Genomic DNA, 15,865 nt, shown 5'->3' on the forward strand with positions numbered 1-15,865 from the left:
ATTCCTCCTTTGTTGTTTGTCGTGTTAACGATTAGCACTATCTTGGAACAAATCGGACAAAAACCGGAGCAAATCGGTAAGTCTAACCATTACTCCGGTTTGGTAACTACTCAGTGCCACTGAACAACGGACAGATAACCCCAGTGTATCGGGTGAGCCTGAAAATGCATCGCCGCTTATTCTTCACTGTCCTGGCTTTCCTCGGCGCTGTCCTGGCTTTCCTCGGCGCTGTTCTGGCTTTCCTCGGCGCTGCCCTGACTTGCCTCGGCGCTGCCCTGACTTGCCTCGGCGCTGCCCTGGCTTTCCTCGGCGCTGCCCTGACTTGCCTCGGCGCTGTTCTGGCTTTCCTCAGCACTTTCGGCGCCTTCTTCAGCACTTTCGGCGCTTTCCTCCATGTCTGACTCAAAGGAGTCCATATCTTCCTCGCTGTACTCGTCTTCCATCTCGTCTAGGGCTTGGGCAAACTCTTGCTCGTCCTCTGTTTCCAGTTCCCCGTGACGTCCTTCATAGATGGCATCGGCTAACTTACCAATGATTAGTTTAATTGACCGAATCGCATCGTCATTGGCGGGAATCGGAATATCCACCACATCCGGGTCACAATTGGTATCCAGCATCGAGACGACGGGAATGCTGAGTTTTTCACATTCTTTGATGGCATTGTATTCCCGGCGCTGGTCAATAATTACCACAATGTCGGGAATGCGCCGCATCATTTTGATGCCACCGAGATATTTTTGCAGCTTGCCCAATTCCCGGCGCAGTACGGCGGCTTCTTTTTTCGGCAAGAGGTCAAGAGCACCACTTTCTTCCCGGCGTTCCAGTTCTTTTAATCGTTCAACCCGCCCTTTGATGGTTTCCCAGTTGGTTAACATTCCCCCCAACCAGCGTTGGTTGACGTAGTACGCACCACAACGACTGGCTTCTTGAGCAATAATTCCGGCGGCTTGGCGCTTGGTACCGACAAACAGACAGCGTTTTCCTTGTTCGGTGGCGGTTCGCATGTAGCTGTAGGCTTCTTCCATCAGCTGTGCTGTTTGCACCAAGTCAATGATATGAACGCCATTCCGGGCAGTATAAATGTACTGATCCATGCGGGGATTCCAGCGGCGGGTCTGGTGACCAAAGTGAACCCCGGCTTCCATCATTTGAGCCAAAGAGACGACTGGCATAATTAATATTAAACTCCTTATTCGGGTTTATCCTCCATTCAGGCGGATTTCCTGGTGGGAAACACCCGAAATCCTGAATGTGCGATTTTTGACAACCTTTCTAAGGTAACATAAACAGTCGGACAAATTTCAAGTTGACGGTTGGGAATGGGCAATGGGCAATGGGCAAGGGGGAAGAGTCGGGATTTGACATTAGATTGGCAACGCGCCCGTCAAGACACACCGGGCTGTGAGACGGTTTTACATTTTAATAATGCAGGTGCAGCATTAATGCCGCAGTCGGTTTTAGATGCCGTCGTCGGGCATTTACAGTTAGAAGCCCAAATTGGTGGCTATGAAGCGGCGGCACAGCAAGTTGAGGCAGTGGAACGGGTCTATGATGCCGTGGCGACACTGTTAGGCTGTCAGCGCCAGGAAGTTGCCCTGATTGAAAATGCCACCAGAGCTTGGGATATGGGGTGTTATAGCATACCTCTGAAAAAAGGCGATCGCATCCTTACCGGGGTATCGGAATATGGTAGTAATTTCATTGCGTTTCTGCAAGTTGCTCGGAAGACAGGGGCAACCATTGAGGTGATTCCCAATGATGAATTTGGGCAAATTTCTATTCCTAAATTACGCCAAGCGATTGATCAGCGGGTAAAGTTAATTGCGATTACCCATGTTGCCACGAATGGGGGATTAGTGAACCCAGCCGCAGCAATTGGGAAAGTAGCAAAAGACGCTGGTATTTTATATTTACTCGACGCCTGTCAATCGGTAGGGCAAATGCCAATTAATGTCAATAAAATTGGCTGCGATCTGCTCTCAGCGACGGGGCGTAAATACTTACGCGGACCCAGAGGCACTGGATTTTTGTATGTCAGAGAAGCGGTGATTGAGCAATTAGAACCGCCCTTTTTGGATATGCAGGCTGCTGAATGGGCGAGTAAAGATACATTTAAAATTCGTGCAGATGCCCGTCGGTTTGAAAATTGGGAAACCAACTATGCCGGGAAAATTGGGTTAGGGGTGGCGGTTGATTATGCCTTAAATTGGGGACTAGCAGCGATTGAGCATCGGATTCGTCATTTGGCGGAACGATTGCGTGACCAACTGAGTGATATTGATGGGGTGAAGGTTCAGGATTTAGGGCAGAAAAAATGCGGGATTGTTAGCTTTACGGTTGAGGGGAAAGAACCCAGTGAAATTAAGCAGTTACTGAGTGAAAAAAAGATTAATCTATCAGTTTCTTCCGCCCAAGGTACGCGATTAGATATGGACGCACGCGGATTGGCGTCTGTGTTAAGGGCTTCAGTTCATTATTACAACACCGAAGCCGAAGTTGAGCGATTTTGTACAACATTGGCATTTTTGATTTGACAGAAAACGAAGAATAGAGACACCTACCCCCAATTCCTCTGCGAACCTCTGCGTTAACCTCTGCGTCCTCTGCGTTAAAAAAAATACAATTTGCAACCAGACAAATTATCACACAATTGCCGTCAAATTATTACAAAACTGTAGGGTGCGTTAGCAAAGCGTAACGCACCATTAGATTTCATATCACGGACAATTTAGTTTGAGTAAAGGGCGACCCGATACAATTGAGTGGATAGGTGGTATTCATTGATGCAGGCGGGTCGCCCCTACGGTATATTTATTCCTGTGGATTGCCCAGACAGGGTTTCTATGGATGTTGGTTTGTGGGATCGCGGATACCCTTGGCGTCTTTTGAGGATTCAATCGGTGCGATCGCGCTTTCTTTTTCGTTTAACTTATCCAGCGCTACACCCCAGTTGTACCAGGCTAATTGGTAATCGGGTTTAAATTGAATCGCTTTCTCATAGGATGCGATCGCACCTTGATAGTCTCCCAGTTTCCCCAAGGCTAACCCCCGATTATTCCAGGCTTCGGCGTAGTCGGGTTGGCATTGAATCGCCTGATCAAACGACGCGATCGCACCCAGAAAATCTTGGTCGGCGAGTTGCTGTTTCCCTTGATTTAACCAGGTTTCGGCGGCATCACTTTCGGCAGTTTCACCTTGATCCGCGTCTCCTTGATCTCCTGGATAGGCTTCCTCTTTCCCCGCAGGTTTCGCCAATAAATCCTTGCCAATTTCTGCGGCAATTTCCCCCAATTCTCCACAGCCGACACCACTCATCTGTAATAACTGCCAAGCCAACTGATGATCCGCTTCTGGCAATTGCCGTAACTGCTGTCCATAGTCATACAGCCACACTTTAAAAGAGCGATCGCTACTCTGATATCCTAAATGTTGCAAGATCTGTTCCCGATTCCATCCCTGATTCACCCCAATCAGCAGTTGGCGAAATAGCTGCTGATACTCTGCATCACTGAGGCGTTTTTGAAGCCGCCTGTATTTTTTGGGTTTGAGAAAGGGCGGTAAGATTGGCTGAATTAGCCGCATTAGCCACTGCCAAAACCGCTGAATCATCGGCTTGTCGGAAACAGGTTTATTGTTCTAGTGTATATCGTTGTATGTAGTTTGATTCAAGGAAATCGGGTAGCATCCTTCATAAGTATGGCATCACCTGGCTCAGGAAAAATGTACCCTTGCTCCCCCAGCTTCCCCAGCTTCCCCAGCTTCCCCCGCTCCCCCTCACCACAACACTTATTCAGCAGACTCTACCTACTCCCCCTGTTTCCCCGCCTCCGGAGTTAATAACGCTGGAATCGTGAAATAAAAGGTTGTTCCAACTCCCGGAGATGATTCAACCCAAATTTGTCCGCCGTGATGTTCCACAATTTTCTGACAAATCGATAAACCAATCCCTGTACCTGGATATTCTTCATTAGTGTGTAGACGTTGGAATACCTTAAAAATTCGTTCAAAATACGCCGCTTCCACACCAATCCCATTATCCTCAACCCGAAACACCCATTCATTCACCGCAGTGGGTTCTGACGTACTCGGCAATACCATAGCGAATTCATCACTCAATGAAAAGGTTTTTTGGCGCAATTCTGCCGCAATTTTAATCTCCGGTGCAACCTCCGGGGAGCAGAATTTGAGGGCATTACTGATTAAGTTTTGAAACAGTTGTACCAGTTGGATGCCATCTGCCATGACGATGGGTAAATGGTCGCAGGTAATCACAGCACCCTGCCCTTGAATTACACTGTCTAAATTCGCCAAAACAGACTCAACCACCTGATTGCAGTCGGTGGGTTCAAATTCTTCTCCCAGAGTCTCGACTCGTGAATAATTCAGCAAATCTTGAATTAGCTGTTCCATGCGATCGCCTGCTTCTAAAATTCGCTTCATGTAGTGAGCGGCTTTATCATCCAACAAACTCTGGTATTTTTGGCAAAAAAGCTGACCAAACGCTTTCATTGTTTGCAGGGGCGATCGCAAATCATGAGAGGCGATGCGGGCAAATTCTTCCAAGTCTTGATTCGAGCGGATTAGCTCTGCGTTAAGCTGCTGAAGTTGTTGGTTTTGGTACTGCAATTGCCGATTTTGCTCGACAATTTGCTGTTGCTGGCGAACAACCATCAGTTGATTATTCACCCGCGATAACACTTCTTTTACATGAAAGGGCTTAGTAATATAGTCGGTTCCTCCTACCTCAAAGGCTTTTACTTTATCCCATTCATTATCCAATGCGCTCAAAAAAATGATGGGAATGTGCTGGGTGCGTTCATCGGATTTTAAGTGCTGGCACAGTTCATACCCATCCATTTGAGGCATCATAATATCCAGCAAAATGAGCTGCGGTAAAGCTTTTTCGATGCCCATTAATGCCATCTTCGCACTAATGGCATTTCTTACCCGATATCCTGCCTCGGTTAGAGTTGTCGATAATAAACGCAGATTGTTAGGCTGATCATCAACAATTAAGACATAGCCGGGATTCTTTGGGTTACTCATGGTAAAAGGGTTGCGTCAGGTTCAGTAGGGTGTCACACCGAAACTCATTAACTATAAGGGCAAGGGCTTCAGCTAAGGAAGCGTTAGATGCCGGAATTTGCTCAATGAGTTGGTTCATCAGACAAGACTGCTAGCTGCTTGATGGAGTTGTATGATCCACTCACTTGGCATTATCGCTAAATGTTCTGGTGTCAGCAACAATGGACGTAATCCAAACAAACACTCGTGTATCCCATCGCGCTCATCACAGATTACAGCGTGGGTCTTACGACTCCCCAAACCCCTGCTAAGATAAATTCTTTTCCTCAAAGCGATGACAGCAATAAGTAGGTGGGGACAATTAAAGTTAACGGTGGGGATCGTCATTCGTCATTCGTCATTCGTCATTTGTAAGGGTTTGAGGCTTGTTAACATAACTTAACATGGTTGAGTTTATTTCCATCAACCTACTTAACATACTTAGATCGTATCATGATGAATCGCCAATTAGCTTAGTCAAATTCATAATTTTATCAAACTTAAACTCATCGATTAATTGAAGTAAAGCTGTTGCCAAATTACCATAATTATCAGGAATTTGCTGAACCAGTTGACGCATTAGTTCTTCATCAAGACTGCTGGCGGCTTGATTGAGTTGAACCCGCCACGTTTCAGGCATTAATTCTAACCATTCCGAGGTCAAAATAGGCAGAGAATCACCTGAGTTCGATGAGACAACGGATGTAGCATCGTCGTAGAGATAACGCACTCCTAAATGTTGTGCCATTTTGTCAAAGATGATATGTTCTTGAATCGGTTTAATCACAAAATCATCACAACCGCTATCTAAAAATGACTGAATCTCCTCCGTAAAAGCACTGGCAGTAATGGCAATAATCACTGTTGCTGAACGGTCATTTTGCCCTGTCTCTTTCTGCCTTTCTTGGTCACGAATCCATCGGGTAGCCTCCTTGCCATCCATGACAGGCATTCGGATATCCATCCAGATTAGATGAGGATGCCAACTGTCCCATATCATGATGCCTTGTTGACCATTTTCCGCAGATTGCACTTCAAATCCGACAGTCTCCAACAGTTCACACAAAAGTTGACAACTGGTGGGATTATCTTCTACGACTAAGATACGGTAGCTAGGTTGTTCCGGTGCAATTCTGAGAACGCGATTGGGGTGAGACTGAGAGATGACTTCAGTGGCTTCAGCAGGAGTAATCGGAATCGAAAACTCAACCTGGGTTCCTTCTCCCAGTTTACTATTGACCGTAATTTCTCCTCCCATCATCTGAATAAATCGCTGCACAATCGCTAACCCTAAACCTGTCCCAGTTTGAGAGTCTTTGCCCACTTTTGTTTGGACAAATGGCTCAAATAAAGAATCGAGTTCGTCGAGATCAATCCCTTGACCTGTATCCCGAACCGAAACATGTAGATTATTTAACTCATCCATGTCTAGGGTTAGCGTTATTCTCCCCTTATCCGTAAATTTAACTGCATTATCTAATAAATTAATTAAAACCTGGCGTAATTTATTTTCATCCGTCTGCACATAACGAGGAACCTGAGGTGAGCGTTGGGTGATGAATTCTAAATATTTATGGGCAGACTTAACCTGAAACATCTGCTTAATTGTATTCACTAACTGATACAAATCAAAGGTATTGGCTTCTATTGCCATCCGCCCCGCTTCAATTTTGGACATAGACAAAATATCATTAATTAATGCCAGCAAATGCTCACCAGACCGATTAATAATACCCAGATAGTTGTGATGTTGAGGAGAAAGAGACGCCTCGTGGCTCATTAGTTGGCTAAACCCTAAAATAGCATTGAGAGGCGTTCTCAATTCATGGCTCATATTAGCAAGAAACTCGCTTTTGGCAAGATTCGCTGCTTCTGCTTCTTCTTTGGCTTGTTGCAGGACAATTTCCACCGTTTTGCGTTCAGTAATATCTAGATAAGCTATAGCTACACCATAACCCGGTAAAGAAATTGGGGCAGCCGTAATCGATAACCAGACAATTTCACCATCCGGTTTATGGATTCCTGCTTCCGAGTTTTTCACCACTCGATTTTCAGTTAAGGCAATCACACTGGCAAATTCATGGCTAGGCATGGGTGTACCATCGGGTCGAATTCCTCGCCATTCCGGGGCATTATATTGGCGTTGAGTTTGTTCAGTAAGGGAGATGCCTAAAATGGTTTCTGAGGCAGGATTCGCTTCAATAATATGTCCCGTTTCATCTGTGATAGAAAAGCCAATCGGTAAGATATCAAACAGGGTTTGATATTTCTGTTGACTTTCCCGTAATGCCATTTCCATTCGCTTGCGATCGCTAATATCGGTAATTAGGGCATAATAGCCTTGGATGGGGCGAGAGTTGTCTGAATTCACGGAGTCACCAAAGGCGGGAATTAGAGTCGCGATAACATAACGAGTTCCACCCGAACTGTAAGGAATCTCCGTTTCATACGTCACATATTCACCCCGAAGCACTCGTTCTAAATACCCACGCACCCGCTGATAGGCATCCTCTCCAATCACCTCAGAAATAGTCTTGCCACAAATCATCTCTGGTGATAGTCCAAACCAATCTTGATAGGTTTTGTTAGCAAACTGATAGCATAAATCGGTATCCAGATAAGAAATACAAACAGGTAAAGCATCGGTAATTAATTGTAGTTGGTCTTGTGCCTGTTTTCGATAGCAAATCTCTTCCTGTAATCGCTGAATTGCACGGGTTAAACTGCGGTTTTTTTCTTGTACCGTAATTCCCAATTCTGCATTTGCCTTTTGCAGTGCGGCTTCAACCTGCTTGCGTTCGGTTAAATCAAAGGAAATGCCAACAATGCCGATAAATTCTCCCGTTTCATCGTAAATAGGGGAATTGGTTATCAGCGCCGGGAAGATTGTGTCGTCTCGATGTTGTACCCAAAATTCACCTGACCAAGTGTCTTCTCGTTGCCAGTAACTTATAATTTCACTAGCTTTTCCTGGGGCAGTTTGAGGACAGAGAACCTCGACAATTGAACGACCCATGACTTCTGTAGCTGACCACCCATAAAGAGTTTCCGCGAAGCGATTCCAATAGGTAATAATACCGGATAAATCTGTCGCGATAACCGCATGATTCACTAAATCTAAAAGACGTGCCTGAAAATAGATAGCAGATTCAGCCCGTTGGCGTTCGCTGATTTCTTGCTGAAGGTGTTGATTGGTTCTGACTAATTCTGCTGCACGCTGTTCAACCAAGTCTTCTAGATGATTGCGATAGTCTTGTAATTGGCACTCAAATTGCTTACGTTGCGTGATATCTTCAATGACGCCAATTAAAGCTTGAGGCGCACCGGAGGGTTCCTGTAATCGTGTGGTATGAACCTGAACCCAAACCACTCTTCCATCTTTATGGATATAGCGCTTTTCCATAGAGTAGCGGTCAATTTCATTGGCTAAAAGCTGACGTACATACGCTTCATCCCCTTCCACGTCATCGGGATAGGTTATATCTTGCCAGGTTTTCGCTAAGACTTCTTCACGAGTGTAGCCAATAATATCCGCAAATTTTTGATTAACCACAATAAACAAGCCATTCAGAGTCGCTTGAGCAATACCCACCGCCGCTTGATTAAAAATACCGCGAAATTTTTCCTCACTAACCGCCAAGATATGCTCAATCTGGCGACGTTCTCGAATTTCTTGTACTAATTGGGCATTAATCTGTTGTAATTCGGTTGTCCGTTCCTTAACCCGTTGTTCGAGTTGGTTATTCAGTTCTCGGATTTTCACTTCAGCCTGTTTGCGTTCGCTGATATCATGACAGGTATAAAGGATGGTTCCGCCGTTAATGGCAACCTGCTTCACATTAACCAGCAAATCATGAAGCTTACCGGATTTATCAGTTATTTGCCACTCAATGTTGGTGATTTCGTTATCGGATTGAAGTTGATTTATGTCAACTAAATTTTCTCCTAAAATGTGGCGAATATTACCCAGTTTTTGGGTCTCTAGCCGCGAATAGCCAAAAATAACATTCACATTGGGACAAACAAACGTAAAATTGCCCCAATCATCGGTCATGAATACGGCATCAGAAATGGCACTGAGAATAATTTCATGTAATGCCTCTGTCTGCGCTTGAGACTCTGAAGCCCAAGTCTGTAGTTGTCTCTGAGTTTGGGTATGAGTAAGGGTTAAGCGCAAGGAATGCTCGATTAGGGGAGCGCTGAGTTGATCATAGACTAAATAGTCTGCTGCTCCTTTTTTCAATGCTGTTAGACCGATTTGTGGGGAAGGAGTCAGGACAATGACTGGAGATGTATTCCCTGATAATTCTTCGATTAACCTATCATCACTCTCGACTCCAGTGAACGCCACATCGATTAAATAAGCATCATACTGTTGAGATTGAGCGCGAATTAGAGTCAACGCCGTTTCCGGGGTTGTTACCCAATCCAATTGAACATGAATTGTGTCCAGGCTCTTGAGTAACCGATTGATTCGGTTATAATGAGTTTCATCTTCATCAACGAAAAGAACCTTGACGGTTTCGGATATCATTACAACACCTCTGTGCATGGAGAGGATGTTCCAGACGTGCCATGGCACATCGGGAAACGGTGGAGATTTCAGACTGTCTGTATTTTAAGCTACCGAAAAATCCAGTCTGTTAAAAGCATAGTATATTGAATTTGTCAATATATAGTTAAAAAGCTATGCAAAATAGCCAGTAAGACGCTCGTCCTAAACTGTCATGCATTTAAATTGGGTATTAGTAGCGAGCAAGATGCTCGCACAAGGACATGTACCTTTGCTCCCCCAGCTCCCCCAGCTCCCCCAGCTTCCCCAGCTCTCTAACCCCACCACAACACTCCCTACAGCAACCCCTAATTTCCCCTGTCCCTCACCCATCGCCGAAACGCCCTTAAAGCCTGACTTGTTCCCGATAGTCGCGCCATCTCTAAAAAGCGAGAAAATTCCTCAATCACTGGAAAATCAGGAAACGTCAAACTCGTCGCCGATTCGATATACGTTCCCAACTGCAACATATAAACCTGCAATCGGCGATTCTGATAGCGCCAAATTTCCGGCACCCCTAACACCTGATAAGCACTTAACTGAGTCTTAGACGTTACATCTATTTCTATTGCCAAATCAGGCGGCGGATCAACGGTTAAATCCAGACTTTCTCGCCCAATCATCCGAGCTGCATTTTGGATATAAAAACAATCGTCGGGTTCAATTCCCGCCATCATATCTTGTCGTTTAAACGTTGTTGAGCCGAAGGGTTCCCAATCAATTTCTAATTCATCTAGTAATATCTTTAACAAATCTCCAATAATAACCTTGGCTTTTTCATGTTCCGGCAAAGGTATCCGAATCTCCAACGTTTGATCGAGATAAGCCACTCGACTAGCACGATGCTCTCCCAATTCCGCTAAAATCGCTTCAAATTCCGACCACCCCACCTCATACAACAGCACCCGATGTCCGGGCGGTACGCTAATTTGCTTCAATTGCAGCGTTACCATTATTGTTTCACTTGCCTTACGAACGACTCCGCCCATAGTAATCGCCTGGACAAAGTTTCTGATGAAACTTTACTGTAACCGACAGAACTTGCGATCGCGGTCAAATTGAGGATCTTGCCAGGAAAAGGCAAAATGACTGATACCACTGACATTAGGAATTCGCTGGCGGATTGCCTGCATCTGCTTTTCTAGAGAGGGGCGATTGCTGACAGATTTCCCCCAGGTTCCAGCTAGTGCTGGTGTGATTTGGGTATTCAGGGGTGCCTTATCCACAACTCGTCGGACTAAGCTCTCTATACAACCCGTATGACCGCAAACACCATAAGACATGGGATGCCACTCTAAGGATGGAGAAAAATGATCCCAAGGTTGTAGTCGAGAATCATACCCCCCTTGTCCCACCACTTGATTACCATCGGGAAAAAATACGGCTCCGGCTTTGATTCCCGCCCGTTGAACGGGTAATGTTGCCATGGAAAGAAAATCTAACACCCCTTGAGCCGCATGAGCCACACTAAGCTGCCACAGTTGCCAGTTTATGGATGCTGCACTATCTGACTCAGAGGGCGATCGCCCTTGCCACATTGGGGTGGATTCGTTGGCATAGCGCGTCTTGACGGATTCTACATCGCTAGCGCTAATCGAACCATCCTGCACATAGCGCTGAATCAGTTCTCGCCCTTGATTATTGAGAGCGCGATTATATAAGGCTTGTCGGGATGCATCACTATAGATCCATAAATCTTTTACCTTCGTGACAACTGAATCTGAGCCACTGCCACGCGGATAACGAATATAGTCAAATAAAACACCATCAGGACGACGTTTCGTCACCGCCTGAACCAATTGGTAGTAATCAGTTTTAGCTTGATTATTATAGGGATCAATAAAGGCTTGGGACTGGTCATGGACAAAGGATAAACTGGTTTGACCGCGACCATTGCGAGCCAGAACACTTTGCCGATCGCTGCGTTGAGCATACCTGTAGCCAAAGTTCATCGAGAACATCCAGGCATAAACCCGCAATCCCCGTTCATGTCCTTTTTGAATCGTCTGGGCTAATAAATCAACCCGTTCATATCCCGGTGTTCGCACGACGGGGGGCCAGGGGGTGGGGTTGTCTGAGGCGGGGAGTAAAACTTGACCATCGGAAAAGACTTCAACATAGACCTTGTTGTAGCCTCGATTGACAATCCGGTCGAGAATCTCATCAATCGCACCCGCGCGAACATCACAGGCATATAAGCGTAGCCAGATCGCTTGGTCTTGGGGGAAGGTGCGATCGCGACATTGGCGCAAAACGTCAGCATGTTGCTTGACGATCGCTTTATAGCGGTTATTGAAATCTGGATTTCCTTTAATCGCACCCTGGCGCAGGCTTTCTTTTTGCGCGATCGCATCATCCGTAAAGTGGCAATAGGCAGCCGTTTGAGCTTGAGCCGTTTTAGCCACGTAGCCCTGAGTGATGATGCTACTCGTCAGCAAGGCAGCAACCAGTGAGCGATAATAATAGCGCCAATGCCATCCTCTAGGGATAGGGACAAGACCGTTGGACATTCCTACAAAAACCACAAAAGAACAACAACATTAATCGCGGGTATCCCCATCTTCTCCGAAGCAAAGGCGGGGTTGATGAAGTGGGTGTCTTTAGTCTTAACAGACAATCGAACGAATCGACAAATTATCCCAAACAGAGTTAAGGACGTTCTTTTGTAGTTCTGAGCATTATGTCCTGTTTCCGGACAATGGCGCTCAGGTTATCTTGATAGATGAGAAAGGGCGTTGGCCCTAGATAAGTGGCGCAGGGCAGCAATGTCTAACAGCGATGTTGGAAGCCCACGCCAAATCACAGATTATGGCGTGGGAGGATGTCACATCAGGTTAAGCGCCGCGTCTTATCGCTCGTTCCACTTGCCGGAATTCTTGCTCTAGACGATCTTTGAGCTTTTGGGGTAAGGGACGATTGGGATAAGAGCTGTAGTAACCTGCCAGAGAATTGAGGGCTGTTCTCATCGTGGAGAACGAACTCAGGTTAGCGACAGAGCCATCTCGACGGTAGCGAGAAATATACTCATTAATGCTTTGACGCGCTTGGGACTGAGCCTCTGCCTTATTCGGCGCATCCTCAGGTAACTCAATAGCTGCTCTCAAGGAGTCCAAGGCGGTCAGGGTGTCTTGGCGATAATTGCCAACCAAGCCAGTACTGCTGGACGAACACCCCGTTAGCGCGATCGCAACCACGAGGACAAGGGCAACAAGACGGGATAAGTAGCGCTTCATAAGCATCATTCACCATAGATAAAAGTTTCAAAGTAAAATCGATCCTAACCCGGATTGGTGATCCATAGTTTTGAGTTTTGAGGATTTGGGTAGGGGTTTGGTAACCAAACCCCCGAAAATGTTACTGTATTCCAGAGGTGTTAAACATGGACTCAAAAACGAATGACGTTAAACAAATAGCATCCCAATTACTCGCAGGGATGCTGGCTAATCCTCATATTTACGCCACAATCAGTGATGAGGGACACCAAGGACAGCTCGAACAAAAACTGATCCTGATGGCGGTGGAGATGGCGGAGGACTTGATTGACAAGGTTGAAAGTCGTCATCCTTGAACTAACCAGTTATCTTGATCCGCCGTAAAACCTTCGCTTTTAGCGACGGGATATAAGGCGGGGGAATCGGAGGTAAGGAGATTCCCAAACTACACAGGGGGCGGCAATTGAGCGATAAAACTCCTGATTAACTCAGATTGAGTCATCCCTCTTTTAGCCGCCTCTTGCTTGAGTTGGTTCTTTTCGTATTTAGTAACCCTTAAAAAGATTTTCTCATTCTTCATAGATTCGTCCTGTCGAATAGCAATACATACAGTATACTGGATTAAGTAAGTGCATTGTGAGGTCGAGCAATGGTTAAACCCAAAAAGCCTAGGGGAGTACAGCAAATGCTGCTACACCCAGACAAGGAAACAAAAGCCATTTTAGAGTACCTGTGCGAACAATCGGGGAAACTCTACAATATGGATGTATATTTTGCCCGTCAAACGTTTTTTAAGACAGGTAAACTCCTGACTGGAAAGTTTGATCTGATTTACGAAACCAGCATAGGAAAGAGTCAAATTGCCCAATCTCTGCCCTCTATACCTGCTCAACAAACCTTGATCAGCGTCGCTGAGGTGTTTAAGTCCTACAAGGGATTGCGTCAGGCTTGGTTTAAAGGGCAATTGCCGAATAGACCTAAGCCACCTGGTTATTTAAAAGGGTCAAGGCTATTTAAGGTAGCTTACCCCAATTCAGGGGGACAGAAACCCAAGCTGGTTAGCGGTCAACTTCAGTTCTCACGCTTGTCTAACCGTTAGGCGTTGGTTTGGAATCGACAGCTTTAGGCTACCCACTCCAAGTAACCTTGATATTGCCAAGGTCAAAGAATGGACTATTTTACCTAAAAATGGTGTTTTCTACTTGGAAGCTTCCTACGAAATACCCAAACAGGAAACATTCCTAGGCATTGATGACCAAGCATTAGCGATTGACCTAGGTACAGCCGATAATCTAGCCGCTTGTGTCGATACTTTGGGCAACTCTTTCCTGATTGATGCCCGTGCCATGAAAGCCTTTAACCAATACTGGAATAAGCAGGTAGCTACCAGAAAGGAAGGAAAGCCCCAAGGATATTGGGATGGATGGCTTGACCGAGTAACTCGCCAACGTAATCACCGGATGAGGGATGGTATTAACAAGGCGGCAAGATTAATTGTTAACCATTGCCTTAAATACGGAATCAGCACGATTGTTCTGGGATGGAATGAAGGGTTTAAGAACAACGCCAATATGGGTAAACTGAACAACCAGAAATTTGTTCAGATACCCTTGGGTAAACTAAAAGACCGATTGGAGCAATTGTGTGAAATTTATGGTATCCACTTAGAAGTAACAGAAGAAGCCTACACCAGTAAAGCTAGTTATCTTGATGGAGACTCCCTGCCTAAGTTTGGCGAAAAGCCAGACGGGTGGAAAGCGTCAGGAAGACGAATAAAGCGTGGGCTTTACCGTTCAAGAAACAATTTGTTGATTAACGCTGACTTGAACGGTAGCGCCAACATTTTAAGAAAAGTAGCCAGGAAGTTAGGTATTGACCTAAACCGACTGGGTAGACGGTCTTTGACAACCGTAGCGAGAGTTAGATTGTGGAAGTTGCCACAACTTAACTCTGTCCGCAGAATCCCTCACTTTCCGTGAGGGAGCGTCAAGCCCTTTCATGGGTTTGTCTATATACATAGTGTGGAGACAGGGGGCATCAAACCCCGTCAGCCACATATCGCAGACAATCACCAGTTCCAGGTTGTCTTCTGGATCTTTGAGTCGTTGGGCGAGGATACGGCGATCGCCTCTAGTGTCTCGTTCTGTCTTCTGAGGTTTTCAATCTTGCGATCAAAATTTCCCAACAAGTTTGCGATTTTGCTTTGTTCTTCTAAATCTGGGCATGAAATTATTATGGACTTTAACACATCAGTATTTATTCGCCCAGTTCCGTGAGAAGCAGACTCAACTAATCTCATCAACTTAAGTTTATGAGCCAACAACCAGTAGATAAGATATTGATTATTAATTAAATTTTCATTGGTAATTAAGGCTTTTACATCCTGATTGAATGCCATATCTCTAGTTGGGTAAGCGATTGGCAGATCGTTGTGTAGTGTCATTCCTCTTACCAGCACAAAAATAGAACCTTTTGGAGCAATTTTTGTGCCATTTTCTACAGCCTCTAAAGATATATGATCTTGAGTATCATGTAGAAAAAAACTTTTCAAATCTTTTGCGCTAACCCAAGGAATATCACCATTCCAATAATCTTTATTTACCTTTGACGGTGTACCCCCAGATAATATTTGAACACAATCCCCTAGCTGCATCTTCTTCCAATTACTCATAACCCAACTCGTACTTCAAACTCCCTAGACGGCACGAATTGCCTCCTTTAGCACAGTTTCCCGCAGGTGAGGACGTAGTGAACTAGGAGTACCTACATCGACTGAACAGCCTAGAAGCTCCTCTAAATAAGCTTTCAGACCCAATAAAGTAAATAATCCAACTGGGCGCTCAAACTCCACCAAAAAATCTACATCACTGTCTGAGCTAGCCTCATCTCGCGCTACCGAACCAAACAAAAACAACGCTTTGACCGCGAATTTGTCGAGGCGCTCTTTGTGATCACTTAACTTATCGAGAACCTGTTGCTTGTCCATTAGTTCATCTTCTCCAAATCAAACCCCATGACAATGCAGTCAGTAAACTCT

At 45.4% G+C, this 15,865-nt stretch carries 13 protein-coding genes and 2 pseudogenes; 3 read left to right on the forward strand and 12 right to left on the reverse strand.

Annotated features, from left to right (window positions below):
* Window positions 1–176: 176 nt before the first annotated feature.
* Window positions 177–1,172, reverse strand: coding sequence for a 30S ribosomal protein S2 (gene rpsB, locus RIG66_RS01430; RefSeq protein ID WP_446374514.1), 996 nt, complete (start codon window positions 1,170–1,172; stop codon window positions 177–179).
* A 147-nt stretch (window positions 1,173–1,319) separates the two neighbouring features.
* Here rpsB and RIG66_RS01435 point away from each other — a divergent pair, with 147 nt between their 5' ends.
* On the forward strand, window positions 1,320–2,534 hold the full coding sequence (locus tag RIG66_RS01435) for an aminotransferase class V-fold PLP-dependent enzyme (RefSeq protein ID WP_446374516.1): 1,215 nt from the start codon (window positions 1,320–1,322) through the stop codon (window positions 2,532–2,534).
* A gap of 307 nt (window positions 2,535–2,841) precedes the next feature.
* Here the strand turns inward: RIG66_RS01435 and RIG66_RS01440 are convergent, their stop codons facing one another.
* The 7 genes from RIG66_RS01440 to psb27 all read right to left on the reverse strand — a co-directional run bounded on the left by RIG66_RS01440 (window position 2,842) and on the right by psb27 (window position 12,849).
* A complete protein-coding gene (locus tag RIG66_RS01440; RefSeq protein ID WP_446374518.1) occupies window positions 2,842–3,609 on the reverse strand; it encodes a tetratricopeptide repeat protein in 768 nt (255 codons plus the stop codon).
* A 195-nt stretch (window positions 3,610–3,804) separates the two neighbouring features.
* Window positions 3,805–5,046, reverse strand: a complete 1,242-nt coding sequence (locus RIG66_RS01445; protein WP_446374520.1) for a sensor histidine kinase — start codon at window positions 5,044–5,046, stop codon at window positions 3,805–3,807.
* Window positions 5,039–5,164 (reverse strand): hypothetical protein, encoded by a 126-nt coding sequence (locus RIG66_RS01450; RefSeq protein WP_446374522.1) that lies wholly within the window; start codon window positions 5,162–5,164, stop codon window positions 5,039–5,041. The genes RIG66_RS01445 and RIG66_RS01450 overlap by 8 nt, the downstream gene beginning before the upstream one ends.
* Before the next feature lie 351 nt (window positions 5,165–5,515).
* Window positions 5,516–9,598 (reverse strand): PAS domain S-box protein, encoded by a 4,083-nt coding sequence (locus RIG66_RS01455; RefSeq protein WP_446374524.1) that lies wholly within the window; start codon window positions 9,596–9,598, stop codon window positions 5,516–5,518.
* A 326-nt stretch (window positions 9,599–9,924) separates the two neighbouring features.
* A complete protein-coding gene (locus RIG66_RS01460; protein WP_446374576.1) occupies window positions 9,925–10,569 on the reverse strand; it encodes a Uma2 family endonuclease in 645 nt (214 codons plus the stop codon).
* Window positions 10,570–10,638: 69 nt separating this feature from the next.
* Window positions 10,639–12,126, reverse strand: coding sequence for a family 10 glycosylhydrolase (locus RIG66_RS01465; RefSeq protein WP_446374526.1), 1,488 nt, complete (start codon window positions 12,124–12,126; stop codon window positions 10,639–10,641).
* 324 nt (window positions 12,127–12,450) lie between these two features.
* Entirely contained in the window at window positions 12,451–12,849 is a 399-nt protein-coding gene (psb27, locus tag RIG66_RS01470; protein ID WP_446374528.1) for a photosystem II protein Psb27, read from the reverse strand.
* A gap of 146 nt (window positions 12,850–12,995) precedes the next feature.
* Here psb27 and RIG66_RS01475 point away from each other — a divergent pair, with 146 nt between their 5' ends.
* Window positions 12,996–13,184 (forward strand): hypothetical protein, encoded by a 189-nt coding sequence (locus tag RIG66_RS01475; RefSeq protein ID WP_006103047.1) that lies wholly within the window; start codon window positions 12,996–12,998, stop codon window positions 13,182–13,184.
* Window positions 13,185–13,273: 89 nt separating this feature from the next.
* Here RIG66_RS01475 and RIG66_RS01480 read toward each other — a convergent pair whose 3' ends face one another.
* Window positions 13,274–13,408, reverse strand: coding sequence for a plasmid mobilization protein (locus tag RIG66_RS01480; protein ID WP_446341029.1), 135 nt, complete (start codon window positions 13,406–13,408; stop codon window positions 13,274–13,276).
* Between the two features lie 69 nt (window positions 13,409–13,477).
* Between RIG66_RS01480 and RIG66_RS01485 the strand changes: the two are divergent.
* A pseudogene (locus RIG66_RS01485) lies at window positions 13,478–14,771 on the forward strand (RNA-guided endonuclease InsQ/TnpB family protein); the annotation flags it as partial.
* 48 nt (window positions 14,772–14,819) lie between these two features.
* Here the strand turns inward: RIG66_RS01485 and RIG66_RS01490 are convergent.
* From RIG66_RS01490 to RIG66_RS01500, 3 genes and pseudogenes are all read right to left on the reverse strand, one after another.
* Window positions 14,820–14,963: pseudogene (locus tag RIG66_RS01490) on the reverse strand (type I restriction enzyme subunit R domain-containing protein); the annotation flags it as partial.
* Window positions 14,897–15,499, reverse strand: coding sequence for a restriction endonuclease subunit S (locus RIG66_RS01495; RefSeq protein ID WP_446374530.1), 603 nt, complete (start codon window positions 15,497–15,499; stop codon window positions 14,897–14,899). The pseudogene RIG66_RS01490 and the gene RIG66_RS01495, both read right to left, overlap by 67 nt.
* A 24-nt stretch (window positions 15,500–15,523) precedes the next feature.
* Window positions 15,524–15,814 (reverse strand): nucleotidyltransferase family protein, encoded by a 291-nt coding sequence (locus RIG66_RS01500; protein ID WP_446374532.1) that lies wholly within the window; start codon window positions 15,812–15,814, stop codon window positions 15,524–15,526.
* Window positions 15,815–15,865: the final 51 nt, after the last annotated feature.

It is taken from the genome of Coleofasciculus sp. E2-BRE-01 (assembly GCF_040221695.1).
Lineage (GTDB): Bacteria > Cyanobacteriota > Cyanobacteriia > Cyanobacteriales > Coleofasciculaceae > Coleofasciculus.

Bases quoted from the DNA above. Each gene is read 5' to 3' on its own strand.
- rpsB (WP_446374514.1), bottom strand. From the start codon at position 1,172: ATGCCAGTCGTCTCTTTGGCTCAAATGATGGAAGCCGGGGTTCACTTT.
- RIG66_RS01435 (WP_446374516.1), top strand. From the start codon at position 1,320: ATGGGCAATGGGCAATGGGCAAGGGGGAAGAGTCGGGATTTGACATTA.
- RIG66_RS01440 (WP_446374518.1), bottom strand. From the start codon at position 3,609: ATGATTCAGCGGTTTTGGCAGTGGCTAATGCGGCTAATTCAGCCAATC.
- RIG66_RS01445 (WP_446374520.1), bottom strand. From the start codon at position 5,046: ATGAGTAACCCAAAGAATCCCGGCTATGTCTTAATTGTTGATGATCAG.
- RIG66_RS01450 (WP_446374522.1), bottom strand. From the start codon at position 5,164: ATGAACCAACTCATTGAGCAAATTCCGGCATCTAACGCTTCCTTAGCT.
- RIG66_RS01455 (WP_446374524.1), bottom strand. From the start codon at position 9,598: ATGATATCCGAAACCGTCAAGGTTCTTTTCGTTGATGAAGATGAAACT.
- RIG66_RS01460 (WP_446374576.1), bottom strand. From the start codon at position 10,569: ATGGTAACGCTGCAATTGAAGCAAATTAGCGTACCGCCCGGACATCGG.
- RIG66_RS01465 (WP_446374526.1), bottom strand. From the start codon at position 12,126: ATGTCCAACGGTCTTGTCCCTATCCCTAGAGGATGGCATTGGCGCTAT.
- psb27 (WP_446374528.1), bottom strand. From the start codon at position 12,849: ATGAAGCGCTACTTATCCCGTCTTGTTGCCCTTGTCCTCGTGGTTGCG.
- RIG66_RS01475 (WP_006103047.1), top strand. From the start codon at position 12,996: ATGGACTCAAAAACGAATGACGTTAAACAAATAGCATCCCAATTACTC.
- RIG66_RS01480 (WP_446341029.1), bottom strand. From the start codon at position 13,408: ATGAAGAATGAGAAAATCTTTTTAAGGGTTACTAAATACGAAAAGAAC.
- RIG66_RS01495 (WP_446374530.1), bottom strand. From the start codon at position 15,499: ATGAGTAATTGGAAGAAGATGCAGCTAGGGGATTGTGTTCAAATATTA.
- RIG66_RS01500 (WP_446374532.1), bottom strand. From the start codon at position 15,814: ATGGACAAGCAACAGGTTCTCGATAAGTTAAGTGATCACAAAGAGCGC.